Genomic DNA, 25366 nt, shown 5'->3' on the forward strand with positions numbered 1-25366 from the left:
AAAGTACAGAAATAAGCTTTTAGGCGTCCCATTTTCCGGGACGCCTAAAGCTGTCTATAACAGGAGAAGAAAATGGACACTTTTTCCGGGTATCATCCGTTCATTAACTTTACTTATTTTACCATTGTTATCGGGCTTTCCATGTTTTACATGCACCCGGTTTTTCTGGCACTGTCGCTGGCCGGGTCCGTGAGCTATTCCATCTACCTGAAGGGGCGGAAGACGGTGAAGGTATTTCTGATTGGAATGCTGCCGGTGTGTCTTCTGACGATGGTGATGAATCCGCTGTTCAGTCATGCAGGGGCGACGATGCTCTTTTACATGCGAAACGGCAATCCGGTGACCCTGGAATCCATCATGTACGGGCTGGCTTCGGGACTGATGCTGGCCGGGGTGATCTCCTGGTTTTCGGTGTTCCATGAGGTGATGACCTCGGACAAATTCATGTATCTTTTCGGAAAGGTGGTTCCGGCCTTTTCGCTGCTGCTGTCCATGACCCTGCGGTTTGTACCGCGGTTTACAGCCCAGATTAAAAGGGTAGCGGAAGCCCAGCAGTGTATCGGCAGAAATGTGAATAACGGGAAGCTCTATGAGCGGGCGGCCCACGGCCTGAAGATTCTTTCTATTACGACTACGTGGGCGTTGGAAAACAGTGTGGAGACGGCGGACTCCATGAAGTCCCGGGCCTATGGCCTGCGGGGACGGACGAATTTCAGTATCTATCGGTTTGACCGAAGGGACGGCGCATTGCTGGCCTTTCTTCTGGGAACGACGGGTGTGCTTCTTACGTGTATGTACCTGCGGAAGCTGAAGATCCTGTACTTTCCGGTTTTTATCATGAATGAGACAACAACAGGAGCAGTGATTCTTTATATCCTGTACGGGATCCTCTGTATGCTGCCCCTGATTTTAAATATCTTGGAGGATATCAAATGGCGCTCTTTGAGATCAGAAATCTGACGTTTACTTATCCGGGCCAGGAAAAGCCTGCTCTTACGGATCTGAGCTTTTCGCTGGAGCAGGGGGAATTTCTGGTGGTCTGCGGGAAATCGGGCTGCGGAAAGTCTACCTTGCTCCGGCATTTTAAAACGGCCATGTCTCCCTACGGGGAGCGGAAAGGGCAGATTTTACTGGAAGGCCGGGAGCTGGATACGGTTTCGGTGCGGGAGCAGGGGGCGCGTATCGGTTATGTGCTCCAGAGTCCCGACAATCAGCTTGTGACGGATAAGGTCTGGCATGAACTGGCCTTTGGTCTGGAAAATCTGGGCTATGAGACCGGTACCATCCGACTGCGGGTAGCAGAGATGGCCAGCTTTTTCGGGATCCAGACCTGGTTTGAAAAAAATGTGGAGGAGCTGTCGGGCGGTCAGAAGCAGCTTTTAAATCTGGCGGCGGTGATGGCCATGCAGCCGGATCTGCTGGTGCTGGACGAGCCTACCTCCCAGCTGGATCCGCTGGCGGCGGGGGATTTTCTGGCAACCTTGCGAAAGATTAACGCGGAGCTTGGCACGACGATTCTCATCATCGAGCATCGGCTGGAGGAGGTGCTGGCTTACGCGGATCGGGTGATGGTCATGGAAAATGGCCGGATACTGGCATTGGACGAGCCAGCGAAGCTGCCTGCCCGGATTCGGGACAACGATATGTTCCGGGCCATGCCGGTTCCCATGCGGATCTTTGAGGCGCTTTCCGGGGAGGGGTTTAGCCCTGTGACGGTCCGGGAGGGCCGGGAGTGGCTGGAAGGATGGATGAAGAACCGGGAGGCTGCCGGGAGCAGCGGTGAGGAAACCCGGCAGGACGGCGGATACCGGGAGGCCGCCTCTGAGGTGGTCATTGAGGCCCGGGACGTGTGGTTCCGGTATGAGAAGAAGCTGCCGGACGTGGTGCGGGATTTGAACCTGACTGTCCGAAAAGGGGAACTGTACTGCCTGCTGGGTGGCAACGGAACCGGCAAGAGTACCACCTTAAGCCTTCTTGGACGGATCCGGAAGCCCTACCGGGGCAAGCTGTACCTGAAGGGAAAGGAGCTTGGAAAGTACCGGGAAGGTGAACTATATGGCGCGGTGCTGGGAATCTTGCCCCAGAATCCCCAGTGCCTGTTTGTGAAGGATACAGTGGAAAAGGATCTGCGGGAAATGAGTAAGGACGAGGAGCGGCTGCGGGATGTGATTGCGAAGACGGAGATCGGCCATTTGTTGAACAGCCACCCTTATGATTTGTCCGGCGGGGAACAGCAGCGGGCGGCGCTGGCTAAGGTATTGCTTTTAAATCCGGAGATCATTTTGTTGGACGAGCCTACCAAGGGACTGGATGGCTTCTATAAGCAGAAGCTGGCGGAGATCCTGAAGGGATTGACGAAAGAGGGCAGGACGATTCTGATGGTATCCCACGATATTGAGTTCTGTGCGGAATACGGGGATACCTGCGCGCTGTTTTTCCACGGGGGCGTAGTGACTAGCGCTCCGGCAAGACAGTTTTTTGCAGGCAACAGCTTTTATACGACAGCGGCCAACCGGATGGCTCGCAAGTGGTATCCAGACGCAGTGACGGCAAAGGATGTGATAGAACGATGCAGAGAAAGCTAGAACGGCTGGAAGCAGCCGATCAGGGACAGGCCCGGGGCATGGACACCCAGGCCAGAATACCGGCGATGGCGATGGCGGCGGAACTGATTTCCATGGTCTGCTTCCGCTGGGTGTCGGTGCCGGAACTGAAGTACAGCCTTTATGCCGGGGCAGGGAAGCTGTGGAGGCTGGAGGAGACGGCGGCAGGAATCGCATGGGCCTATGACGTGCCGGAGAGCATGACCCGGGCCGCGGATCAGGCGGCGGGCTTCCTCAGGCTTGGTATGGTAGTGAGCATCGTGCTGGGACTTTTGTTTATCTTTCTGTCCTTTCGGGTGAAGCTTCGTGCGGCAGGTCTGGGAAGAATGGCATTTCTATGGAATGCCGGGATGACCGGGGCCGTGCTGTGGTGGGCTACGGACACGAACAGCGCTTTGAATCTTCTGGAAGGCAGGGCAAATAATTTTCTGAATCTGAGCCTCTATAGCCATGTGCAGTTGACAGCAGCGGCCTATCTGCAGATTTTGATAGCGCTGCTTCTGCTTCCATTTTTAAAGAGGCTTCTGGATACACGGAAGGAGTATGCGGCGGAGTTTTACCAGACCCGGACAGAGATAGAAGATAAGGGAATCGGGAAGCGGACGGTGCTGGCCTTTGTGTTGATTCTGACGGCTATCCCGGCGGTGATTTTGTTCGGGATCTTTTTCCTGAATGACCGAAGCTATTATTTCATTTCCCTGTGCCTGATTATCCTGTCCATGCTGCCCTTCTTTCTGGTCTTTGAGAACCGGCGGCCACAGGCCCGGGAAGTGGTGGTGATCGCGGTAATGGCGGCTCTGGCCGTGGCGGGACGTGCGGCGTTCTTTATGCTGCCCCAGTTCAAGCCCGTGGCGGCCATCGTGATTATCGCAGGCGTGGGACTGGGCGCAGAGGCCGGATTCCTGACCGGAGCCCTGGCGGGCTTTGTGTCGAACTTTTTCTTTGGGCAGGGGCCGTGGACGCCCTGGCAGATGTTCGCTTTTGGAATCGTGGGATTCCTGGGCGGCCTGATTTTCCGGAGAAAACGGGGCAGATGGAAGCATTTCCGCCTGTGGCTCTGTATCTACGGGGGTCTGTCAGTGCTGATGATCTACGGATTTCTGCTGGATACAGCGTCCGTGTTCATGGGAATGGGCAGTATCAATAAGGCGGCGTTTCTGGCTATGTATGCAAGCGGCCTTCCTATGAATGTGATACATGGAGCAGCCACAGTGTTTTTTCTGGCTGTACTGGGTGAGCCCATGCTTTGCAAGCTTGAGCGTATCCGAAAAAAATATGGGATACTGGAGCCTTAGAGCGATAGTATTCTGGAGGGAGTCACTGATTGATGAGTGATTATGGAACTACAAAACAGGAACAGCAGTCGGTCTGGAAGGTACTGACCCGGAAAAGCGCGGCCAGCTACATGAAAGAGGAAACGGTGAAGGTTCCGGTACATTATAGAAAGATTGGCGTGGAGGCCTTTAAAAGCAATATCAAGATGGAAACACTGATGCTTCCAAACGGGATGCTGGAAATCGGTGCGGATGCTTTCCGCCATAGCAAGCTGTTGAGGGAAGCGGCGCTGCCACACAGTATCTGGCGGATTGGAAGCGGATGCTTTGCAGAATGTCCGGCTCTTAGGGTGGCGTATATCCCAAACAGTCTGGAGTGTATCTCGGCGGATTTATTTAAGGAAGACCGGCGGCTCCAGAAGGTATTATTTACAAAAGATAACCGGACGGAGCGGATCAAAAAGAATGCCTTTTACGAATGTATTTCATTGGAGCGGATTCTGCTGCCGTCCAAGCTTACCTATATCGACGACCGGGCGTTCTACCGCTGTAAGGCACTGAAGAAGGTGCGGTTTCCGGAAGGACTGAAGCGTATCGGGAAGGACGCTTTCTATTTCTGTGGTATCGAGGAACTGGAACTTCCGGAATCCCTGGAGGTATTGGAAGAACGGGCGTTTTTCAAGTGTATGTACCTGACAGAAGTGCGCCTGCCAACCCATATCCGGCGTATCGAGAAATGGGTATTTCACGGCTGCAGCCGCCTTCAGGTGTTGGAGATCCGGCATGACCCGGAATATATCGGGGAGTGGATCATCAATAAGGCGGCGCGGATACGGTGCTACCGGGGGTCAAAGGTAGACGCCTATTGCCAGGAATCAGGTTTTACAACGGAGTATATCGAAGATGGAGAAAAATGACAGAGAAAACATGGATGTGGAAAAGAGAGAGAACCGGGCTGTGACGGAAAGCCTGACAAGAATAAAAGGGGAAGCCTTTTGTGAACGCACGGTTCTTTGTATTCCGAGGCATTTTACAAGGATAGGTGAGGAGGCTTTCCGGGAAAATCAGAGGATCGAACGGTTAGAGGTACCGAAGATCGTGACCTGTATCGGGGAGCGTGCATTTTATGGCTGCAGTGCATTAAAACGGGTATCCCTGCCGGGAACCCTGGAAAAGCTGGGAAAGGGCTGCTTTGCAGAATGTCCAACGCTTCAGGAGGTCTATATCCCTTCCAGCCTCAGAAGACTGCCGGAAGCGGTGTTCCAAAGCGATGTGGAACTGAAAAACATTCATTTTATAAAGGAAAGCCAACTGATTTTTATAGATGCGAATGCGTTTCAGGGATGCAAGAAGCTGGAACACATAGAAATCCCTGACAGTATCCGGAAGATAGGAGACTGGGCTTTCTGCAAATGTAAGAAGCTTCAGGAGTTCCGCTTCCCGAAGGAACTGGTAACGATTGGGAAAAAAGCTTTTTCCGGATGCAATATCCGGAAACTCCATCTGCCGGATAAGCTCTGCTATATAGGAGAGGATGCTTTCAGCAAGAATCACTATCTCAGGGAAGTGGTACTGCCGGAAAGCGTGAAAAGCATTGAAAACGGGGCTTTCCGCAGCTGCATCCGCCTTCAGGCAGTAGAAATCCGGCATGATCCGGAAGTGCTCGGAGAGCGGATTGTAAATGGGAATACGGCAATCCGATGCTATCCGGGGTCAAAGGTAGAGGAATACTGTAAGGCAGCCGGGATCCGGGTGGAGTATCTGTAAGGAAAATGAGCCCCGTGTACGGCAGTGAAATGTACACGGGGCTTGAACAATGATGTAAGATATTACAGTGCTATTTTATTACAGCTCTGTAAGAAAATCAGATGCAGTCATAATTTTAGGAGTATGAAGCCCTGATTCAAGAAAATCTTTATCTCCGGTAAGAAGAACATCTGCGTTAGCGTGAATAGCAGCACGAAGAATAGGGCGATCCTTGACATCGCGAATTTTATTCTCTGCATGGTATTCCTCTTGAAGCTGCTGATATGAGAATGTTACTGTCAATCAGAACTTTCATTATGCCTCACTTTCTGCACGGATTTCTTTCACTAAATCCATAACTGCATCATCTGATGTAAGGCCGGAAGCCTCAGCCTCACCGACCATCTTAGACTGGAGTATCTGCATGGCATATACAGCAGAGTTAATAAGTCGAACATTACCATTTTCTACAACAAAGGTAACGCGATCCCCATTGGAAATTCCAAGAATTTCACGGACATCCTTTGGAATTGTGATTTGTCCCTTTGCCATAACTTTTGCATTGTCGATAAAAGTGTTTGAAGTCATAATGTCACCTCCTGAAAAACATGAAAAGTAGGGAAATTCCTACTTATAGTATATACATTTTTTAGAATAATATCAACATGTAAAAGAAAAAATGATTTATCAGATGTGCTATACTAGTACGAAATACTGGGTATCGAATATATATTGAGGAAAAATAGACGATGAAATTTCAGATGAATTTTACGACCTCCTATGACGATGTGATTCGTTTTACATCGGCGGAAGACTTGCACAGATTTTATACAGAACATGGCTGTGACGGGCTGGAGCTTATGCCGCTTCCTTATTCTACGGCGGAAGCTCCGGATGTCTATCTGTCGCCGAAAAAGTGTCCACTGATTGTTCCGGGTATGGTGACCGGAATCCATTGCTGCTGTGTCGGGGACTGGGTAAATCAGGACAGGAAAGAGCTGATTCGGCACTATCGGAAGGATCTGGACTACGCTATGCGAGTGGGCGCGGAGTATGTGGTCTTTCATGTGGTGCAGGTGGACGATGAGGAAGGCTTTACCTATCAGGGAAAGCATACAGATCGTGAAGTGGTAGACGCAGCGGCAGCTTTTATCAATGAGCTTTTGGACGGTCAGGAGTATTCCTTCTGGTTCCTTATGGAAAATCTCTGGTGGCCGGGCCTGACCTTTTTGGAGCCGGAGGACACCCGGGCATTGATTAGCCAGGTGCATTATGGGAAAAAGGGCTTTATGCTGGATACCGGGCATTATCTACATACGGATCTGGAACTTAGAACCCAGGAGGAAGCGGTGGAGGCCCTGCATCGGATGCTGGACCGGCAGAAAGATATGATTCCCTATATCAAAGGCTTACATCTCCAGCAGTCCCTGACAGGAGACTATGTGAAAGAGTGGCTTCAGACACCCCATGAGCTTCCGGAGGATCCGACAGAGCGGTTCTGTAAGGTTTACGAGCATATTTTCCGGATCGATAAGCATGAACCTTTTACGGCTGCAGGAGTGAAAGGGCTGGTAGAGCGGATTGCGCCGATGTATGTGACTTATGAGTATATCACAAGGAGCCGGGAGGAGCTGGCGGAGTATCTGGAGAGGGGAAGAATTGAATAGAAAAAATATAATCGGAAAGGATGGCATGGTGTATCCTTTCCGATTATGGATAGAAAATTATAAATATCGTTCTGTATCTCTTGGGCCATATAGGAATCTGCGGACTTCCATTACATTACCAATTACCACATAATATACGACATAGTTTCGCACGTAAATACGATAATATGGATAATTCCGTTTCTTTGTGGAGGGATACGGCTCATACGAGAGGGGATTATCCAGCCGCTTTAAAATGGCAGTTTCCACATCGTTAATCAAACGCAGAGCCGCATCTTCATTCTTTAAAACGTTAGTAATATAATTTACAACGCCGATTAGATCCTGTTCAAATAGAGGAAGGTAGCGAAGCTGATAAGAGTTATTTTCCATATACTGCGCTCCTTGCATTGCGGAAGACCGTTTCATGGGAAAGGCGTTCTTCTGTTATGGAAGCCTGATAATCTGCTTCATCGAGCTTTGCTTCAATGTTGTCAGTTAAACTGGCGTACTGTTCAAGACTTAGAACCACCATGGCACCGTAGCCGTTTTTGGTCAGGTAAACCGGGTTCCCATCACTTACAAGGTTTTCAATTTCCGGGAACTTGTTTCGTAGGTCAGAGACAGGTCGAATCTGGATCATATAAAAGCACTCCTTTCATGACATATATTTTATCTTAATTTTATCAAAATATTATCAAAATAGCAATCTGAAATGCAAGCATTTTGAAAAATACTTAAAATAGGGCTTGTAATTACGGGTAGTAGGAAGTATAATAAGAAAAAACGAACATACATTCGATTTTCGAAAGGAGCGCGAAGAGAAAGACGGGTACAGATCAGCTTAAATTTATCTGCCAGAGCATAGAGAAAACTATGCGTCGGAACTTCTGGCAGATACCACTTGCAAAGGTGATTTCCCTTTCCTTGGCAGGTACAAAATGGATGGATTTTGTATAGTCGGGAGTGAATAAGATTGACAGGAACAAAAGATAAAAGAAGCAGGATTGAGATTCGTTGTAGAAAATGCAATCAGCACATGTTTGACTATTTGGCAGGCAGTGTGGAACTGGAAATCAAGTGCTGTAGATGTAAGAGAGTCATGGCTTTGCGAGGTATGACAGAAGCGATGATTCGCAGTCAGGCAGTGGATGATGTCTGGAAGATTTAAAGTAAGTGAATAGGGCCCACCTGATAAGGGCTATTGTCGGATGGAAAGACAATGAAGCACCAGAGACGCAGGGGACAACCGGTAGGAAAGGACTGGGTGTTCTCTGCGTTTCATTTATTACAGAAAAAGATGAGTTTCTTCCAACCGGTTTTACCCGGAGAGGAGGAAGGATGTACGATTACAAAAAGAGCGGTCGGAGAATTGCGGAATTAAGGAAAATATGTGGATATACACAGGAGACATTTGCGGAAAAGATAGCCCTGTCCTGGAGGTCAGTAGCGGATATTGAGAGGGGATACAGAGGAACCAGTGTGGATATCCTGATGGATATGGCGGAAACACTGGGGACGTCGGTGGACTATCTATTATTTGGAGAGAGCAGGACGAGGGGAGAAAACGGGACGGAGCTTTCGGACATGGAGGAACGAATCGGAAGACTGCCACAGATGAAGAAAATGCTGGTCAGAAGTATGCTTCAAGGGATGCTGGATAGTCTCGAAAAGGTGGAGATATTAGAAAAAGTAGGATGAGATATAGTAAGAAGATGACAGGGAACAGATCGGAATGGGTCTGTTCCTTTTTTTTATGAACTGAAATAGGGTGCGTGGCGGACACGTAGAAATGCGTGGATTGCGGTATAAAATTGAAATCCTCATAAATCTACAATGATTACAGAACCAGCGGGGAAAGGAGCGTTAGGGCGGATAGGAAAATCTTGTGGAAAGAGGTGAGTGGTAAAAGTGAAGAAGTGAGAGGACGTGGATAAGAGAAAAAGTTTAGAGAATTACGAAAGGGAGGAAGAAAATGGACTTTAAAAGAATCATTACATTATTTCTGGCGATAGTCATGTGCGTGAACTTGCTGGCAAGCGCGTTCCCTACGGTAGCATACGCTTCAGGTGGAGCGATACAGGTGGAAGCGTCAGATATGTCAGAGGCGAAAGCTTCGGATGATGTGGTTATGGAAATTTCCGGGGAAGCAAAGGATACTGGGCAGGCCTTGGAAGAGGAAAAGACTGCGGAGGGTATTGGTGAAAATGCTTCTGTAGCTGACGAAGAGCAGAAAACAGAAGATGATTCGGAGAAAGAAACAGAGACTGAGATTGCGGCCCCGGTAGAAGAGACGGAAAAAGAAACGCTGATAGATTCTGGCAGTGGAGATATAGTTGTGTCAGAAGATACAGTGAAGCAGGAAGAGGCTACGGAGCTTCAGGAGACAGAAGAGGAGAAAGTAGTTCGCCTGAAGGAAATGGTAGAGGCCTTTCCAGAAGAAGCGGAGCTGTGGTGGATGGACGAAGACGAGCTTACGGTGCTTTATGATACTTTTTCCGAGATCTGCGATATGTACGAATCGCTGGATGCAGAACTGCAGGAGCAGGTGGATATGCGTAAGCTGGAGGCTGCAGGAGCTTTTTTTGCAAGCTATGTTGACCCTGTCTCTCTTACGAATACGGGCGATATTTACAGTATTCCGTCGGAATATGGAGCAGGAATCATTTATCAGGGACGGAAAAGCACTGCGGTATACGGCCCTGGTTGGAAAGACGGCAGATATGCGACCAATCATTCTAAAGACAAAAATGTCTGGATTAAATATCCCGAGTCAGGTAGTTGTTATGTCAATGGTGAGCATGTGAAAGCGGATGTGTTGGTATATTACTGGCTTACCGAAGGAGAGGCATTTGTCGCGACAAGTTTTGGGCACGACCTGGTTTCCATCGGATCGCCAGCGTGGTGCGGATACGAGCCGCAGGATTTCACTGTTGAACTGGAGTATCACTTCCTGCGAGCTGGTACAGATGAAGAACTGACAGTGGACGGCTATCTGTTTGCACATGATTTGGACAGAGGCGAGGGTATCTGTGGTAAGACAGGAGCCAGAGGCTACTATACGTCGGATAACACTACCATGCGTTGGAAGGGACAGTATGTTACGGGAACGGTTGATGATGACCGGACGGACTACAGCATGAGTGTGGGAGTGGCATTTCATGCGGAACCGTCAGCACCTTTTCGCGTGAGTTACCACGGCTGCGAGTATTATTCCATTGAACTATCCAGTGTAGGCGTAGATGGAAAGCTACTGAAAGGTTATGGTGATCTGAATGTAGTGAAAAGTATCACCAATCCAAGTAGCTATGCGGTTTCACTGGCCGGATTTACAATGACGCTGACAGGCACTTCGGCTTATGGTGATGCTATCAATCTGACAGCGGTGACGAATGCGTCTGGTGTGGCATCTTTTACACGTGTACCGATGGGAACTTATACAGTAACTGAAAACGGGACAGCGTCCTACTGGGATGTACCGGCATCGGGTACAGTGAATGTGGAGCCGAACCAGACAAGTCTCTATTCTGTGAATAATATCTATAAGACAGGAAATGTGGAGCTGACAAAGAAAATTGAGACAGCGCCAGAGGATGCTTACAATGCAGCGGCAGAGGCAGAATATCATTATAATGATAAACTTGTAGGTTTTGCTTATCGAATTAGTGGTACTTCTGATTCAGGTATCCCGGTTTTAAAATACGGGGTGACAGACACTCAGGGAAAATTGATATTTAAGAACTTGCCGGTCGGAACTTATGAGGTGCAGGAAGTTAAGGCTTCAGCAGTTCCGGCGGATGCAGATTGCAAGGAGCAGGCCACCCAGGAACTATATCAGTATGTTATTCCGGATAGTCAGAAGGTGGCCGTGACTTATAACGACACAGCCCATAAAGGCAACACTTCTAAAGTGACATTTGAAAATAAACTGAAAAAATGGAGTTTTTCCGGAAAAGTGGAGCCAGGTAATTCCCTGGTGAAAGAGGATGAAGAAGCCCTTTCTGCAGGCATAAGCCAGGGTGATGCAACACTGGCCGGAGCGGTATATGGGCTGTATGACGGTGATAAGTTGGTGGCGCAGGCTACTACGAATGTAGAGGGAAAATTTGATTTTGACGGAACTTTTGTAGTTGGAGACTTGTGGTATGTACAGGAAATCAAGGCTTCCGAAGGATATTTGCTTGATTCCACAAAATATCCGGTCAGGGCGTGTGCTTTGGAACTGGATAAGCAGGCAAATGGCATTTATAAAGCAGAGCTGAAAGCTACAACTGCCGGAAAGAATACAGTAACAGAGCAGGTAAAAAAGCAGGCGTTGAGCTTCTATAAAATCAGCGGAACAGATAAGCAGAGTTCCTTTGAAGCAGTAGAAGGGGCAGGCTTTTCGGTGTACCTTGTATCTGAACTGGCAGATGGCAAATATGCAGAACTGTCTGATACGGAGCTTCCGCAGGCGATCATTGACGATTTCCGAGATCCGACAACACTGGACTATAAGGCTATGCGCCAGCAGAAACCAGCTACGGTGTATGCAGATGCAGACAGTGAAGATGTTGTGAGTGGATGGCTTTCTAAGTCCGTAACCTATGTGGATGGCATGACATATCAGGCAGAGGGTGACCATGCCTATCTGGTGGCGGAGCTGATCAGCGATAGCCGAGGCGTCGTGACGACACCGGGATTACCCTATGGCAGATATGTCATTGTCGAGACTACAACGCCGAAGGATAAGATTGCAACGAGACCGTTTGTAGTCAATATTGTAGGTGATGATGAGGATGGCGAGATAAGAGGCGATGGCCAGGGCCAGCCATTAGATGATTTAGTAATTGCTGTTGATAAGCCGATTATGTCTCTGATTCGGATTAAGAAGCAAGATGCGAATAGCAATAAAACGGTGTTGAAGCCTGGAGCAGGATATATCATCCATGATACGAATGGGGCATGGTTCCAGTATTGCAGTGCGGAGTGGACTTCCGAGCAAAAACGAGCTTATAAAAATAAGTATGGCGATTTGGTAGTGCAGTCCGGTCAGGGCGAAATGGTTGGAACGAAGGATAACCCTTATACAACACGGAAGATTACACAGGCCGAGGCCACGGGTAACGTATATGTGGACACACCTGCAGCGCTTCCGGCAGGAACTTATACACTGGAAGAAGTAGCAGCACCGGAAGGCTATGTACTGCAGGGACATGAGGGTGTGATTGCTAAGGATACTTCTATTATAGAAGGAAATCATACTTTTTATGAGACAGAAGAGAGCGGAATGTGGGGCAAGGTAGACGGTAGTGTCGTTAAGATTGTAGTCTCTTCACAAGAAGCGTCTTATGACAGTAATGTGGATGCCTTTGTGGTTACAGCGATTCAGAAAAATGAGCCAGCAATTGGAAAAATCTCCATTTTTGCAGAAGGGGAGAAATTGGTGGATGCAAAGCAGGACGGAAGCACCATTTTGGATAGACTTGGAGAAGCGGTTTCTAGTTTCTTCGGTTATGCGCGTGGCTTAATTGGCCTTGATGTGCCGGACGAGGATGGCCTGACGGAGAAAGAACTGAGTGAGTATAAAGACTATAGTTTTTCTTATGAGTTGCAGCCGATTGAAGGAGCACAGTTTGAAATCCGGGCTGCGGAGGATATTTATAGTCCGGAAGGTGGGGCTAATGTCGTAAAACTGTTTTCGGAGGGCGAGCTGGTAACAACACTTACGACCAATGCAGGCGGACAGACCTGGACCGGTCAGGAGGATTGGGAAGGTACAAAGATTGCCAAAGGGCTGCCGCTTGGTAAGTATACCGTTACACAGATCAAGGCTGGAACTGGATTTGCATTAACGGCGGACGATGTAGAGCCAAGGGAAGTGGAGATTGCTTATGCAGGCCAGGAAGTGCCGGTCATCTATCGTGACAGCTCTTACGAAAATCCGCGTCAGAAAGTGCATGTAGAAATCCAGAAGTTGGATGCGGAGCAGAATGAGCCGCTGGCAGGCGCTGTGTTTGGCTTGTATGCAGAGGAAGACATTGCAAACTATACAGGCAAGACGGTCATAAAGGCGGGTACGCTCATTGCGACAGGAGAGACTACCGTGGGAGCGGACGGCCAGGTACAAAAAGCAGTATTCACGCCGGATTTACCACTTGGAAAATATTACATTAAAGAGCTTCAGGCCCCGATGGGATATACCACCACGCAGTCTAAGATTTCCCTGGATGCATCTTATAAGGAAGATCAGCGAGAAGTCATTGAATTTTCGGAAAACGTAAAGAACGACCCTGTTCTTCTGCAGGTCAATGTGATGGATTACTATACAGAAGAAGAACTGGATGGGGCTACACTGCAGTTGATTGATGAGGATGGTAATTCCTTCACCACGATTCTTTCGGCGCATGGCGACAATGAGATTATCCGTGGTCTGGAGATAGGAAAGACTTATACGCTGCAGGAACTGGTGAGTCCGCAGGGGTATCATTATAATCTGTATTTGAAAGATGATTATGTGACGAAAAAGCCCAATGCAGTAGAACTGGATAAAAGCTATCTGGACGGTCAGGTGAGCGATAAGATTACCTTTACAATTAAAGATGAGAATAAGTTACAGGTAGTCAGCGTCTTTAATAAGCCGATTACAGGCAATGTAGTCGTTAAGAAAACTGGACAGGTTCCGATTGGAACCGAAAAGGAAACTGATGAAAATGGAAACGTGGTGAATAAGCCGATCTATGAAATCAAGGGTCTGCCGGGTGCAGAATATGCACTGCTGGCGAAAGAGGATATCGTTTATCCGGATGGATATACCGGTATATTGTTCCACAAAGGTACGGAAGTACTGGAACAGTACGAGTCATTGAAAGATACTGTATTGAAGCATTACAAGGTAGAAGTACCGAGGGGTGAGCTGGCAGATGTAGTGCAGCGAAGCCTTCCGGACGGAAGTGCCGTGAAGTATGTACTTCGGACAGGTGCTGATGGTAAGGTGCAAGTGACAGGACTGCCCTTGGGTGAGTATGAAGTGGTCGAGGTTAAGGCTCCGGCAGGCTACTATCGAGATCAGAATAATTGTACGCAGTCTGTATACCTTGTGGAGCCAGAACAGAGTGGATGGTCAGAAGCTATAGTGGCTACAGAAGCTATATTTCAAAACGAAAAGCAGAAGGCAAAGGTTACCGTTACAAAATCGGATAGAGATACAGGTGAGAAGCTTCAGGGAGCGGTTATCGGTCTGTATACAGCGGAGGTACTCAAGAATCAGGCAGGAGAGGTGATTGCAGAAGCCGATACTCTGCTGGAATCAGTTATAACAGATACAGAAGGAAAAGCAATATTTGAATGTGATCTGCCATTTGGCCGGTATTATGTAAAAGAGCTGACAGCGCCGGAAGGATACTATCTCAGTGCCGAAACGCAGTACTTTACGTTCGCCTATGCGGAGGATAGTACAGAGATGGTGGAGTTCACTCTTCAGATTCAGAACGAGAAAAAGCCGGAACCGGCAGGGCAGGGTGGTTCAGGTGATTCATCTAATGTAGTTCCGCTGGAAACACCTCTTACGTCAGATGGGAATGCGTTGGAGCTTGCTTTATTGGCGATAACAGTAGTTGCTTTGATAGGAATAATAGTAACGGTAATTTTGAAAATGAAACATGTTACACCGGGAGGAGATGAAGTTAAAAATACAAAAGTATAATATAATTTATGCAGATCCCCCTTGGCGCTATTCAGCTAAGAATGTACAGGGTGCAGCAGAAAACCATTATCCAACGATGAGCATCAAGGAGCTATGCGCATTACCTGTGGGAGAACTGGCGGCTCAGGACAGTGTGCTCTTTTTATGGGCTACATTCCCACAGCTTCCGGAGGCACTCCGGCTGATTGCAGCATGGGGATTTACCTATAAAAGCGTAGCTTTTGTCTGGCTGAAGAAAAATAAAAAATCTGACAGCTGGTTTTATGGGTTGGGATTTTGGACGCGAGGAAATGCGGAGCTTTGTCTGCTGGCCACCAGGGGTCGTCCCAGGAGGCAGGCAGCCAACATTCATCAGTTTATTATATCCCCGGTTGGTGCTCACAGTAAAAAGCCAGATGAGACTCGGGATAAGATAGTATCTCTGATGGGAGATTTACCGCGCGTGGAGCTGTTTGCAAGACAGGTTGTACCTGGCTGGGACGTTTGGGGAAATGAAGTAAAGTCAACCATACAGGATTGGGCGGCACATCATTCTGAGCCAGAGAATGATAAAGGGTAAGAATAGAAGGAAGAATCCCTGTTTTGATGAAGTTCAAAACGGGGATTCTTCCTGTGCCATCTGTTTCATACAGTAGTGGATAAAAAAAGAAAAATCTTCTTCCGAAAAAATCTTTCGATGACCGATTTCAATTATCATGCGGAAAAAACGCTGTTCCTCTTCTGGCATAGACAGTAGGTCATGAAGCATTTCGCCATCTTCTTCTGAAAGGTAAATAATATGCGGTTCCATTTTATGAAAAGTCTCCTTTATATCTTGCTTATACAATTAACAAAATGAATCATTTTATTAGATTATTATAATGTAAAAACAGAAAGGTTACAATATAAAAAAATAGTTATACGGAAAATTTATGATTTTACAGGAGAGATACGGTGGAGCTGGATTTCAAAGCAATCGGAAAACGTATAAAAATTGCAAGGATAAAGAAGGAACTGACACAGGAAGCTGTATCAGAAAAGGTAGGTATTACCCCACAACACATGAGTAATATTGAGACGGGCAACTCTACCGTCAGCCTTCCTACACTGGTGGCGATAGCCAATGAGCTGGAAGTATCGGTGGATGAGCTGCTATGTGATACCGTCCTGAAGTCAGGAGCGGTGTTTTCCAGAGAGGCACAGGCGATACTGGACGATTGCAATGAATACGAAATAAGATTCTTGGTAGATGTCATGAAGTCCGTCAAGGCGTCTATGAGAAATGTGAAGATGTTTGAACAGAGGATTGAATCAAAAAATATTTAATTTAAGCACATCACTGCTTTGAAGGTGAACCTTTAGTTATTCGGGAACAGGTCAGAAAAAGCCTGTTCCTTTTTTGTGCGTAAAAGAGCGTGGCAAACACGTAGGGGAGCGTGTACCACGGTATAAAATTCACAGCCTGAAAAAACTACAATAATTACATAATCAGTAAGGAAAACCACTGATGAAAAAAGACAAGGAAAGGCGGAGTGAATATGAAAAACACAAGCGTGAACACAAAAACTAAAGGAGTAGGCCTGATGAGATCCGGAAAGGGGCTGGATATCGTGACCATCATGGGTGCAGAGATGATTGCCTACGGGGAGAAGCTGAACCTGGAGCTGCAAGAGGTATTCGTGGATCGCACCCCGGAGGACAAGATTGACCGTTGGGCGATTAAACAGGTCGTGAAGTGGCTGGAGCAGGAAGAGGTTAAGGCGCTGCTGGTTCGCAGACTGGAAGATATCACTTCAGATGCGGAGAGTCTGTTCCATTTCTTACAGTTGGCGAGACAGATGGGAGTGTCAATTCACTGTATGGAAATGGGAAGCGAGGTGCGCTGCGTAGGGCTGGATGAGCTGCATGGTGCGTGAAAAAATATGGAGAAAGAAACGGAAATGGATACTTTTCAGATAGGAAACCGATTACGGGAATTGCGCGAAAATATCCATGCGACGCAGCAGGAGCTGGCAGAAGCATTGGAGGTCAGCCATTCCTATTATAGCAGGCTTGAGGAGGGAAGACGTGGAATGACTCTGAAAACGTTATATAGATTGGTAGATTACTATGATACAGACGCCAACACGATTCTTAATATACCGAAAAAGGAGGAACGTAAACGTGGTCGATAGAAGAATGCAAAGAAAGACGAAAAAAAGAATTGTGAAAGAAGAGGTTCCGTGTATTGTGTATCTGTCATCGAATGAAGAGAGCTCTTTCGAACTAGCTGAACGAAAGGAAAATAGCCAGCTCCGCTATATCAATGATTATGCAAATGCTCACGGACTGATTCCGATGAAGATAGTCAGGCGGGGCTGCTTTGGACCTGCGATACGCAACAAGCTGTTTCAGGAATGTCTCTATCTGATGAAACAGGGGAAGGCCAATGTGCTTCTGGTAGCTAATATGAATGCAATATCATCCGGGCTCACTGACGCGTACAGAAAGGTCGGCATGGTTCAGGAGCAGGGATTCCGTATCATATCAGTGGATGAAGGGGAGCTTCGACTTAATATGAAGAGCGTGTGTGAAAGGGTGAGTGCCTAAGTGGAGAAGGAAAAGAAACGGAAGGGCGATATTGTCTGGGTGGATTTGGGTGAACATCCGGGAACGAGGATACAGTCTGGAAGAAAGCTATGTTTAATTGTCAGTACAGATAAAGGAAACGGTAGCGTGTATCAAGTGATTCCGGGAACCAGTAAAAAGGATAAGAAAGATTTTCCGGTGCATGTGACAGTAAAACCAGAAGAGATTCAAGGCGTGCTGAAAAAAGAGACAATTTTCATGGCAGAACAGTTGACGATTGTGGATGAACGGCAGATTTTGATGATGGTTGGAAATTTGGAACCGGGGTCAAATGCAATGGTAAAAGTGGAAAGAGCGATGAAACGGCAGTTGGAGTTGGAAAGAAGAGAGATATGAGAAAAGCAATATATGTACAGGCTCCGGTCAAATATGCGACAGTCCCCGAGGCGATGCAGCGTTACCGGTTGGGAAAGAATACGTTGATGAATATCCTGAAAGATACCTCAGCGCTTAAACGTTTCGGGAGAGTTATTAGGGTGGACATAGGAGTTGCAGATAAGATTTTGGACAGTTATGAGGATTAGGAGAATGTAAAAAGAGAACGTCCGTATACAGAAGTAAAATTTAGATGTATACGGGCGTTTATAAAATTTTAGAAAAGGATTGAATTTTTGCCACACATATATTATAATTTATGTGTGGCAAAAATTCGAAGGAGGGAAGTGAAAATGTGTCACAACGAAAGGTTGGAAGACCGAAAATAGAGAAGCCTAAGGAGATCAAATTCAGCATTCGATTAGATCAGGAAATGTATGAAAGATTAGAAATGTATTGTGAAAAAAATAGTATCTCGAAAGCAGAAGCAATCAGAAAAGCATTGGGCTTACTATTAGATACTTAAAAAGGTTAGCCATTCCCCGTCCAAAGCGAATGACTAACCCTAACGACAGTATGGAAAGTCCATACTATGAAATAGTGTATCATAGGATGGACATTCCTGCAAGAAGAAAGGAGTGTTTTAGCACTATGGCGGAAAAAAGAAAAGATAATAGAGGAAGAAATTTATTTAAAGGCGAAGGGCAAAGAGGTGATGGTAGATACTATTATCAGTATAAAAACGGTTTAAATAAGCCTAAGGTTATCTATAGCTGGACATTGGAAGAACTGCGAAAACGAGAGAAAGAAATTCAAAAAGATCTTGCGGATAGCATAGATGAAACAGCGGCAAAAATGTCACTGAATCAGTTGTTTGAGTTGTATTTAAGTTTAAAAGATAAAGAAAATTTCCTGAACAGTACCAGAAATGATTATTTGGGATTGTGGAATAATCATATAAGGAATACCGAATTGGGTAATGCTCAAATAAAAAATATAAAAACATCTCATATAAAAAGATTTTATAAAGAATTAAAGGACAAAGGACTCTCTAACAGTACGATAAAGAAATTTAATACAATGCTAGGGCCGAGTTTTGAATTGGCATTGGATGATGATATGATAAGAAAAAACCCGGTAAAAAAAGAATGTATGAAAAAATACAAAGGAGATAAAAACCAAAGGGAAGCATTGACACAGGACGAACAGAAAAGATTGCTGAATTTTGTGGAGAATAATAATATATATAAAATTTATGCTCCAATGTTGCGGTATATGTTAGGAACAGGGTGTAGAATTGGAGAGGTTATTGGAATTACATGGGATGATATTGATATGAAAAGCAGAAGTATAAATATCAATCATCAGCTTAAATATAAGAAAAAGGAAGATGGAAAAACAGCGTTTATGATAGCAGCTCCAAAGACAGATGCCGGAAAACGTATTATTCCCATGACTACAGAAGTATACAATGCATTGATAATGCAGAAAAGGTATAGATTGTTTTTGGGAACTTCAAGAGACTTTGAGGTAGACGGGTACAAGAATTTTGTGTTTGTAACTAAAAATGGCCGCCCAATAGCCCCTAACGGTTTTAATAATGCAATGAAAAATATAATAAATGCATATAATAAGCAGGAAGAAAAAAAGGCGAAAGAAGAAAAACGAAAGCCTGTAATGTTACCACATGTCTCGGCTCATATATTCAGACATACTGCATGTACGAGAATGGCCGAAGCGGGTATGGAGATTAAAGCATTGCAGTATATTATGGGACATAGCAATGCTGCAGTTACGTTGGATGTATATACACATGTGCATGAGCAGAAAATCGTAGAAGAAATGGCAAAGATGGAAAAGGCTATGTAAAGAGGCGAAAGCTATTGCAAGGGTTCAGTGTATGAACTTGGGCAATAGCTTTAGTATATAGTCGAAAATATGTAAAAAATATGTAAATTCAATATTTGGATGATTAAAAGACATGAAAAACAGTGAGTTCACACAAAATTCACAAAAATATTAGCACTCCTACTTGACGAGTGCTAACAATGGTGCTATAACAGAATCAGAGCAAGGGAGAAGAAAGAAAATAAGAAAAAGCCCTTGCGGAACCTCCAGCAGAACTGAAGGGAAGATTAGGAGGAATGATTTATGTTAGTACCGAGTATTTTTGGAGAAAGTTTATTAGATGATTTTGTAAATGATTTTGCATTTCCGTATGCACCTGCAAAGAAGGTTTATGGCAAAGAGGCAGCGCCCCTTATGCGCACCGATGTGAAGGAGACCAAGACAGGTTACGAACTTGAGATTGAGCTTCCGGGCGTAAAGAAAGAGGACGTTAAGGCAGAGCTGAAGGACGGTTATCTGACCATTACCGCTTCCACCGACAGCAAGAAGGAGGAGAAGCAGGACGGTAAGTACATCCGTAAGGAGCGCTACAGCGGCACCACCAGCCGGAGCTTCTATGTGGGAGAGGATCTCACCCAGGAAGACATCAAGGCCAAATTTGAAAATGGCGTGCTGAAGGTGCTGGTTCCGAAGAAAGAGGAGCAGCCGAAGGTAGAAAAGAAGAGCTATATCGATATTGAAGGCTAAGCGTAGGCCTTTTCGACAGGCAAAAGAGAAGATGGGGATGCGGCTTGGCTGCATCCCCATCTTTGCAGCTGGTAATTATGCAGGCGGAGGTGAGCAGGCATTATGAAACAGGACTATTATGAGGTGCTCGGCATTGGAAAGCAGGCAGATGAGAAAGAGATAAAGCGTGCTTACCGGAAGCTGGCAAAGAAATACCACCCGGACATGAATCCGGGGGACAAGGTGGCCGAGCAGAAGTTTAAAGAGGTCACAGAGGCCTACAATGTGCTCAGTGACAAGGAAAAGAAGAAATTATACGATCAGTTTGGTTTTGCGGCCTTTGACGAGGCAGGCAACGCCCGGGCAGACGCAGGAAGCGGTTTCTACGGAGGAGCGGGCGGTCAGGGCTTTGGCAGCGGCAGCTTCCACACGGGAGACGGCAGCGGCTATCAGGAGTTCCATTTCGAGGGCGGCGACATGGGCGATATGTTCGGAGATATCTTCGGCAATATGTTCCATGGCAATGCGGGCGGACATAGCGGCTTTTACAGCAACGGTTCCGGTTTTGGCGGCTTCGGCGGTCAGAAGGGCTACCGGCAGCAGGCTTCCTATCGGGGCGAGGATTTACACGCGGACATTACGGTCGGATTTGATGAGGCGGCCTTTGGGTGCGATAAGATGATTCACATTCAGGCAGCAGACGGCACCGGCGTACAGTCCTTAAGCGTGCATATTCCGGCAGGCATCGACGATGGCAAGAGCGTGCGGCTCCGGGGCAAGGGACACCCGGGCTTCGGAGGCGGGGAGAACGGTGATTTGCTGCTGAAGGTACACATTGCGCCCAGGGCAGGATATGAGCGGAAGGGCATGGACGTCTATACCACGGCCGATATCCCATTTACCACAGCGGTGTTTGGCGGCGAGGTCAGCTTCCCGACCCTGTACGGCAATGTGGTCTGCAAGGTTCCGGCAGGAACCCAGTCCGGAAAGAAGATACGGCTTCGCGGCAAAGGAATCGTATCCATGAAGGATCCGAAGGTACACGGGGATCAGTACGTGACCATTCAGATTCAGGTACCCACCACACTGACGGCCGAACAGCGGCAGAAGCTGCATGAATTTGAAAATGCCATGAAGCAGAGCGGCAGAAGTGCCGCGTAAGTATAGAAAGCAAAAGACAGAGCCTTCGGAACGGAAACGTCCCGGAGGCTTTGTTTTTTCTGGGCGGAATTTCTGAAAGAGCAGTTATTTTATTTGCATTGTAAACTTGAAAAATAAAATCTGTTGACAATCTGTACTTTTTCTTGCAAAAGCCCTGTTCTTATTATAAAATAAAAAGCAGTGCCATGACCGGACATGCAGCCGGGCACTGATAGCAGAAAGTAAAGACAGAATTCAGAAAATGCGAAATTCCGAAAGAAAATGGATTTATCTATGGATTTTGCAGGATGGGTTGTAAACATGGAAAAGAAAGAAACAATGATCCAAGCGGAAGATTTGGTTTATGAATACAGAAAATACGATGAGGAAGGCCGGGAACGGGAGTTGATTAAGGCTGTGAACGGCGTCAGCTTCCAGATAGAGAAGGGGGACTTTGTAGCGATTCTGGGACACAACGGTTCCGGAAAATCTACGCTGGCCAAGCATATCAACGCCCTGCTTATCCCCAGCGAGGGAACTCTGTGGGTGGATGGAATTGATACCAGAGAGGAAGAACGGGTATGGGATATCCGGCAGAGCGCCGGTATGGTATTCCAGAACCCGGATAATCAGATTATCGGAACCATCGTGGAAGAGGACGTGGGCTTTGGTCCGGAAAATATGGGAGTGCCCACGAAAGAAATCTGGGAGCGGGTGGAGGAGAGCCTGAAGGCAGTGAATATGCTGAAATACCGTCACCATTCCCCGAATAAGCTGTCCGGCGGCCAGAAGCAGCGGGTAGCCATTGCAGGTGTGGTAGCCATGCACCCGGAGTGCATCGTGCTGGACGAGCCTACGGCCATGCTGGATCCCAACGGCCGTAAGGAAGTGATCCGTACGGTCCGGGCCCTGAATGAGGTGGAGGATATTACGGTCATTCTGATTACCCATTATATGGAAGAGGTTATTTACGCCGATAAGGTGATTGTCATGGACGATGGCAAAATCGTCATGGCCGGTACGCCGAGGGAAATCTTCTCTCAGGTGGAAACGCTGAAAGCCTACCGTCTGGATGTACCCCAGGCCACACAGCTTGCCTGGGAGCTGAAAAAAGCAGGTCTTGATCTGCCCGACGGAATTCTGACAAGAGAGGAACTGGTGGAAGCCTTATGTCACTTAAATTAGAGCATGTACAATATACCTACAGTCCTTCCACAGCCTATGAGATTCATGCGCTGAAGGATATAAATCTGGAGATCCCGGACGGTCAGTTTATCGGCCTCATCGGCCATACCGGATCGGGAAAATCCACACTGGTACAGCACCTGAACGGTCTGGTAAAGCCCACCTCCGGGCATATTTATTTTAACGGAGAGGACATTTACGCGGAAGGCTACGATATGCGGAAGCTTCGAAGCAAGGTGGGACTGGTATTTCAGTATCCGGAGCACCAGCTTTTTGAGGTAGACGTATTAAGCGATATCTGCTTTGGCCCGAAAAATCAGGGCCTGTCCAAAGAGGAAGCGGAGAAAAGAGCACGGGAGGCCATGCGTATGGTAGGGCTTTCCGAGGAGTATGAGAAGCAGTCGCCCTTCGAGCTGTCCGGCGGTCAGAAGCGGCGTGTGGTCATAGCGGGCGTGCTTGCCATGGAGCCGGAGGTGCTGATTCTGGACGAGCCTACGGCGGGCCTGGATCCCAGAGGCCGGGACGAAATTCTGGATCAGATCAGCTATCTGCACCGGGAACGGGGGATCACGATTGTGCTGGTTTCCCATAGTATGGAGGATGTGGCAAAGTATGTGGAGCGCATTATCGTCATGAATCAGGGCGAGGTGCTGCACGACGGAGCGCCCAGAGAGGTGTTCCGCCATTATAAGGAGCTGGAGAGCGTAGGCCTGGCCGCGCCCCAGGTAACCTACATTCTGCATACCCTGAAGGAAAAGGGATTTGGCGTGGACGGAGACGCTACGACCATGGAAGAGGCAAGGGATACGATTCTGAACGTGTTCCGGGATAAGGTAAAAAAACATGATTAGAGATATTACGCTGGGGCAGTATTACCCGGCAGATTCCATATTGCATAAATTAGATCCGCGGGTTAAGCTGGTGACCACCATGGTATTCCTGGTGGCGTTGTTTGTGGCCAATGACTGGGCGGGATATCTGGTGGCTACGGTTTTTCTGGTGACCGTGATTCGGCTTTCTAAGGTTCCCTTCCATTTTATGGTAAAAGGCCTGAAGGCAATCTTCTTTATCCTGCTGATTACCTTGATCTTCAATCTGTTCCTGACGCCCGGCGATGTGGTGCTGGTACAGATCTGGAAGCTGAAGATTACAGATAAGGGTCTTCACACGGCGATTTTCATGGCTGTCCGGCTGATTTACCTGATTCTGGGCACCTCTGTCATGACCCTGACGACTACGCCCAACGACCTGACGGACGGTCTGGAGAAGCTGTTAAGCCCTTTGAAGAAGCTGCGGGTGCCGGTACATGAGGTGTCTATGATGATGTCCATCGCCCTTCGGTTTATTCCGATTCTTTTGGAGGAAACGGATAAAATCATGAAGGCGCAGATTGCCAGAGGCGCGGATTTTGAACATGGCAATCTGGTACAGAAGGCAAAGAACCTGGTGCCGCTTCTGGTGCCGCTGTTTATCTCCGCGTTCCGACGGGCCAATGACCTGGCGATGGCTATGGAGGCCAGATGTTACCGGGGAGGAGCCGGACGGACCAAGATGAAGCCGCTGGTATACGCAAGGCGGGATTATTACGCATATGCGGTGGTTGCGCTCTTCCTGGCGGCGATTATCGCAGTGAGAGTGGTATTATGAAACGGGTAATGCTGATAGTGGCCTATGACGGCACAAATTACTGCGGCTGGCAGGTACAGAATAACGGAGATACGATAGAAGGAGAGCTGAACAGGGCTCTTTCTTCTTTATTAAAAGAGGAGATTGCGGTGATTGGCGCCAGCCGGACCGATTCCGGCGTCCATGCGCTGGGAAATGTGGCTGTTTTTGATACAGAGGCCCGGATGCCGGCGGAGAAGATGGCCTATGCTCTGAACAGCCGTCTGCCGGAGGATATCCGAGTACAACGTTCTTTTCAGGTGGCCGATGATTTCCATCCCCGAAAGACCAGCTGCATCAAAACCTATGAGTACCGGATTCTGAACCGGGAATTCGAACTGCCCGGAGAACGGCTGAACAGCCACTTCTTCAGGAAGAAGCTGGACGTGGCAAAGATGCAGGAGGCCTGCCTGCCGTTTTTAGGAGAACATGATTTTAAAAGCTTCTGCAGCATTCATACCCAGGCGGAAACCACGGTCCGGATTATTTACAGTCTGGACGTGATAAGAGAAGGGGATATGATACGAATCCGGGTGACCGGAAACGGCTTTCTCTACAATATGGTCCGCATTCTTGCAGGTACCCTGATAAATGTGGGCTTCGGAGTTACAGACCCGGCAGAAATCCCGGGCATCATAGAGGCGCGGGATCGTCAGGCAGCGGGACCGACAGCTCCGGCGAAAGGCCTGACTCTGATAAAAATGGAATATCCGGAGCATCCGGAATTCCCGTTGCAATAGAAAAAATCCTCTGTTATGCGAAAACTGTTCAGGCTGAAGTTTTCTTATAAAAAAAGTGGAATTTTTATTAAAAAAACAGTTGACACACCCGGGAACATATCATATAATAATCCAATGTGACGTAGTGCGAAAATGTCTGAGCCAAAGCCCCGGTAATGACATATTTCCATAGAAGTTTCAATTTATT

Annotated in this window: 29 protein-coding genes; 24 read left to right on the forward strand and 5 right to left on the reverse strand. The window is 47.4% G+C overall.

Annotated elements, in window-relative coordinates:
* Positions 1-72: 72 nt before the first annotated feature.
* From WMO29_RS01840 to WMO29_RS01860, 5 genes are read left to right on the forward strand one after another with little or no spacing between them, the layout of a single operon-like run.
* Entirely contained in the window at positions 73-960 is an 888-nt protein-coding gene (locus WMO29_RS01840; RefSeq protein WP_349163498.1) for an energy-coupling factor transporter transmembrane component T, read from the forward strand.
* Positions 933-2585: an ABC transporter ATP-binding protein gene (locus WMO29_RS01845; protein WP_349163499.1), complete on the forward strand. Its 1653-nt coding sequence runs from the start codon at positions 933-935 to the stop codon at positions 2583-2585. The genes WMO29_RS01840 and WMO29_RS01845 overlap by 28 nt, the downstream gene beginning before the upstream one ends.
* Positions 2570-3898, forward strand: coding sequence for an ECF transporter S component (locus WMO29_RS01850; protein WP_349163500.1), 1329 nt, complete (start codon positions 2570-2572; stop codon positions 3896-3898). Before WMO29_RS01845 ends, WMO29_RS01850 begins: the two co-directional genes overlap by 16 nt.
* A 32-nt stretch (positions 3899-3930) precedes the next feature.
* On the forward strand, positions 3931-4794 hold the full coding sequence (locus WMO29_RS01855) for a leucine-rich repeat domain-containing protein (RefSeq protein ID WP_349163501.1): 864 nt from the start codon (positions 3931-3933) through the stop codon (positions 4792-4794).
* Positions 4781-5644, forward strand: a complete 864-nt coding sequence (locus WMO29_RS01860) for a leucine-rich repeat domain-containing protein (RefSeq protein ID WP_186873093.1) — start codon at positions 4781-4783, stop codon at positions 5642-5644. Before WMO29_RS01855 ends, WMO29_RS01860 begins: the two co-directional genes overlap by 14 nt.
* A 78-nt stretch (positions 5645-5722) precedes the next feature.
* On the opposite strand, the gene WMO29_RS01865 is transcribed toward WMO29_RS01860, so the two are convergent.
* Complete coding sequence (locus tag WMO29_RS01865; RefSeq protein WP_435391102.1) at positions 5723-5926, reverse strand: PIN domain-containing protein; 204 nt, start codon at positions 5924-5926, stop codon at positions 5723-5725.
* A gap of 12 nt (positions 5927-5938) precedes the next feature.
* Complete coding sequence (locus WMO29_RS01870; protein WP_158363394.1) at positions 5939-6211, reverse strand: AbrB/MazE/SpoVT family DNA-binding domain-containing protein; 273 nt, start codon at positions 6209-6211, stop codon at positions 5939-5941.
* A 161-nt stretch (positions 6212-6372) separates the two neighbouring features.
* Here WMO29_RS01870 and WMO29_RS01875 point away from each other — a divergent pair, with 161 nt between their 5' ends.
* A complete protein-coding gene (locus WMO29_RS01875) occupies positions 6373-7290 on the forward strand; it encodes a TIM barrel protein (RefSeq protein ID WP_349163502.1) in 918 nt (305 codons plus the stop codon).
* A 57-nt stretch (positions 7291-7347) separates the two neighbouring features.
* Here the strand turns inward: WMO29_RS01875 and WMO29_RS01880 are convergent, their stop codons facing one another.
* Complete coding sequence (locus WMO29_RS01880; RefSeq protein ID WP_302521043.1) at positions 7348-7662, reverse strand: type II toxin-antitoxin system RelE/ParE family toxin; 315 nt, start codon at positions 7660-7662, stop codon at positions 7348-7350.
* On the reverse strand, positions 7652-7912 hold the full coding sequence (locus tag WMO29_RS01885; protein WP_349163503.1) for a type II toxin-antitoxin system Phd/YefM family antitoxin: 261 nt from the start codon (positions 7910-7912) through the stop codon (positions 7652-7654). The genes WMO29_RS01880 and WMO29_RS01885 overlap by 11 nt, the downstream gene beginning before the upstream one ends.
* Before the next feature lie 333 nt (positions 7913-8245).
* On the opposite strand from WMO29_RS01885, the gene WMO29_RS01890 reads away from it, so the two are divergent.
* The 4 genes from WMO29_RS01890 to WMO29_RS01905 all read left to right on the forward strand — a co-directional run bounded on the left by WMO29_RS01890 (position 8246) and on the right by WMO29_RS01905 (position 15512).
* Positions 8246-8440 carry a hypothetical protein gene (locus WMO29_RS01890; RefSeq protein ID WP_186873089.1) on the forward strand — a complete coding sequence of 65 codons (195 nt, stop codon included), beginning with the start codon at positions 8246-8248 and terminating at the stop codon, positions 8438-8440.
* A 5-nt stretch (positions 8441-8445) separates the two neighbouring features.
* A complete protein-coding gene (locus tag WMO29_RS01895) occupies positions 8446-8970 on the forward strand; it encodes a helix-turn-helix domain-containing protein (RefSeq protein WP_349163504.1) in 525 nt (174 codons plus the stop codon).
* 274 nt (positions 8971-9244) lie between these two features.
* Complete coding sequence (locus WMO29_RS01900; RefSeq protein WP_349163505.1) at positions 9245-14953, forward strand: MSCRAMM family protein; 5709 nt, start codon at positions 9245-9247, stop codon at positions 14951-14953.
* Entirely contained in the window at positions 14940-15512 is a 573-nt protein-coding gene (locus tag WMO29_RS01905) for an MT-A70 family methyltransferase (RefSeq protein WP_435391106.1), read from the forward strand. Before WMO29_RS01900 ends, WMO29_RS01905 begins: the two co-directional genes overlap by 14 nt.
* Positions 15513-15545: 33 nt before the next feature.
* On the opposite strand, the gene WMO29_RS01910 is transcribed toward WMO29_RS01905, so the two are convergent.
* The gene (locus WMO29_RS01910) at positions 15546-15743 is read right to left on the reverse strand and encodes a hypothetical protein (protein WP_349163508.1); all 198 of its coding nucleotides are present in this window, start codon (positions 15741-15743) and stop codon (positions 15546-15548) included.
* Positions 15744-15886: 143 nt separating this feature from the next.
* Between WMO29_RS01910 and WMO29_RS01915 the strand changes: the two genes are divergently transcribed.
* The 14 genes from WMO29_RS01915 (at position 15887) to truA (ending at position 25179) form a co-directional block, all read left to right on the forward strand.
* Entirely contained in the window at positions 15887-16258 is a 372-nt protein-coding gene (locus tag WMO29_RS01915; protein WP_349163510.1) for a helix-turn-helix domain-containing protein, read from the forward strand.
* Positions 16259-16515: 257 nt separating this feature from the next.
* Positions 16516-16848, forward strand: a complete 333-nt coding sequence (locus tag WMO29_RS01920) for a hypothetical protein (RefSeq protein ID WP_349163512.1) — start codon at positions 16516-16518, stop codon at positions 16846-16848.
* A gap of 24 nt (positions 16849-16872) precedes the next feature.
* Positions 16873-17106: a helix-turn-helix domain-containing protein gene (locus WMO29_RS01925; protein WP_349163585.1), complete on the forward strand. Its 234-nt coding sequence runs from the start codon at positions 16873-16875 to the stop codon at positions 17104-17106.
* Positions 17096-17521, forward strand: coding sequence for a recombinase family protein (locus WMO29_RS01930; protein ID WP_349163514.1), 426 nt, complete (start codon positions 17096-17098; stop codon positions 17519-17521). Before WMO29_RS01925 ends, WMO29_RS01930 begins: the two co-directional genes overlap by 11 nt.
* Positions 17522-17896 carry a type II toxin-antitoxin system PemK/MazF family toxin gene (locus WMO29_RS01935; RefSeq protein WP_349163516.1) on the forward strand — a complete coding sequence of 125 codons (375 nt, stop codon included), beginning with the start codon at positions 17522-17524 and terminating at the stop codon, positions 17894-17896.
* Complete coding sequence (locus tag WMO29_RS01940) at positions 17893-18084, forward strand: hypothetical protein (protein WP_349163517.1); 192 nt, start codon at positions 17893-17895, stop codon at positions 18082-18084. The genes WMO29_RS01935 and WMO29_RS01940 overlap by 4 nt, the downstream gene beginning before the upstream one ends.
* A 110-nt stretch (positions 18085-18194) precedes the next feature.
* Positions 18195-18401 carry a ribbon-helix-helix protein, CopG family gene (locus tag WMO29_RS01945; protein ID WP_349163518.1) on the forward strand — a complete coding sequence of 69 codons (207 nt, stop codon included), beginning with the start codon at positions 18195-18197 and terminating at the stop codon, positions 18399-18401.
* A 125-nt stretch (positions 18402-18526) separates the two neighbouring features.
* Complete coding sequence (locus WMO29_RS01950; RefSeq protein WP_349163520.1) at positions 18527-19744, forward strand: site-specific integrase; 1218 nt, start codon at positions 18527-18529, stop codon at positions 19742-19744.
* A 282-nt stretch (positions 19745-20026) separates the two neighbouring features.
* Positions 20027-20470 (forward strand): Hsp20/alpha crystallin family protein, encoded by a 444-nt coding sequence (locus tag WMO29_RS01955; protein ID WP_349163522.1) that lies wholly within the window; start codon positions 20027-20029, stop codon positions 20468-20470.
* Positions 20471-20572: 102 nt separating this feature from the next.
* Positions 20573-21610, forward strand: a complete 1038-nt coding sequence (locus WMO29_RS01960; protein ID WP_349163523.1) for a DnaJ C-terminal domain-containing protein — start codon at positions 20573-20575, stop codon at positions 21608-21610.
* Between the two features lie 300 nt (positions 21611-21910).
* Positions 21911-22774 (forward strand): energy-coupling factor transporter ATPase, encoded by an 864-nt coding sequence (locus tag WMO29_RS01965; protein WP_178038921.1) that lies wholly within the window; start codon positions 21911-21913, stop codon positions 22772-22774.
* The gene (locus WMO29_RS01970; protein WP_349163524.1) at positions 22759-23625 is read left to right on the forward strand and encodes an energy-coupling factor transporter ATPase; all 867 of its coding nucleotides are present in this window, start codon (positions 22759-22761) and stop codon (positions 23623-23625) included. Before WMO29_RS01965 ends, WMO29_RS01970 begins: the two co-directional genes overlap by 16 nt.
* Positions 23618-24421: a CbiQ family ECF transporter T component gene (locus WMO29_RS01975; protein WP_178038923.1), complete on the forward strand. Its 804-nt coding sequence runs from the start codon at positions 23618-23620 to the stop codon at positions 24419-24421. Before WMO29_RS01970 ends, WMO29_RS01975 begins: the two co-directional genes overlap by 8 nt.
* Complete coding sequence (gene truA, locus WMO29_RS01980) at positions 24418-25179, forward strand: tRNA pseudouridine(38-40) synthase TruA (protein WP_349163525.1); 762 nt, start codon at positions 24418-24420, stop codon at positions 25177-25179. Before WMO29_RS01975 ends, truA begins: the two co-directional genes overlap by 4 nt.
* The last annotated feature ends 187 nt before the right edge of the window (positions 25180-25366 follow it).

Origin of the sequence: Laedolimicola intestinihominis (genome assembly GCF_040096155.1) — a bacterium.
Classification (GTDB): domain Bacteria; phylum Bacillota; class Clostridia; order Lachnospirales; family Lachnospiraceae; genus Laedolimicola; species Laedolimicola intestinihominis.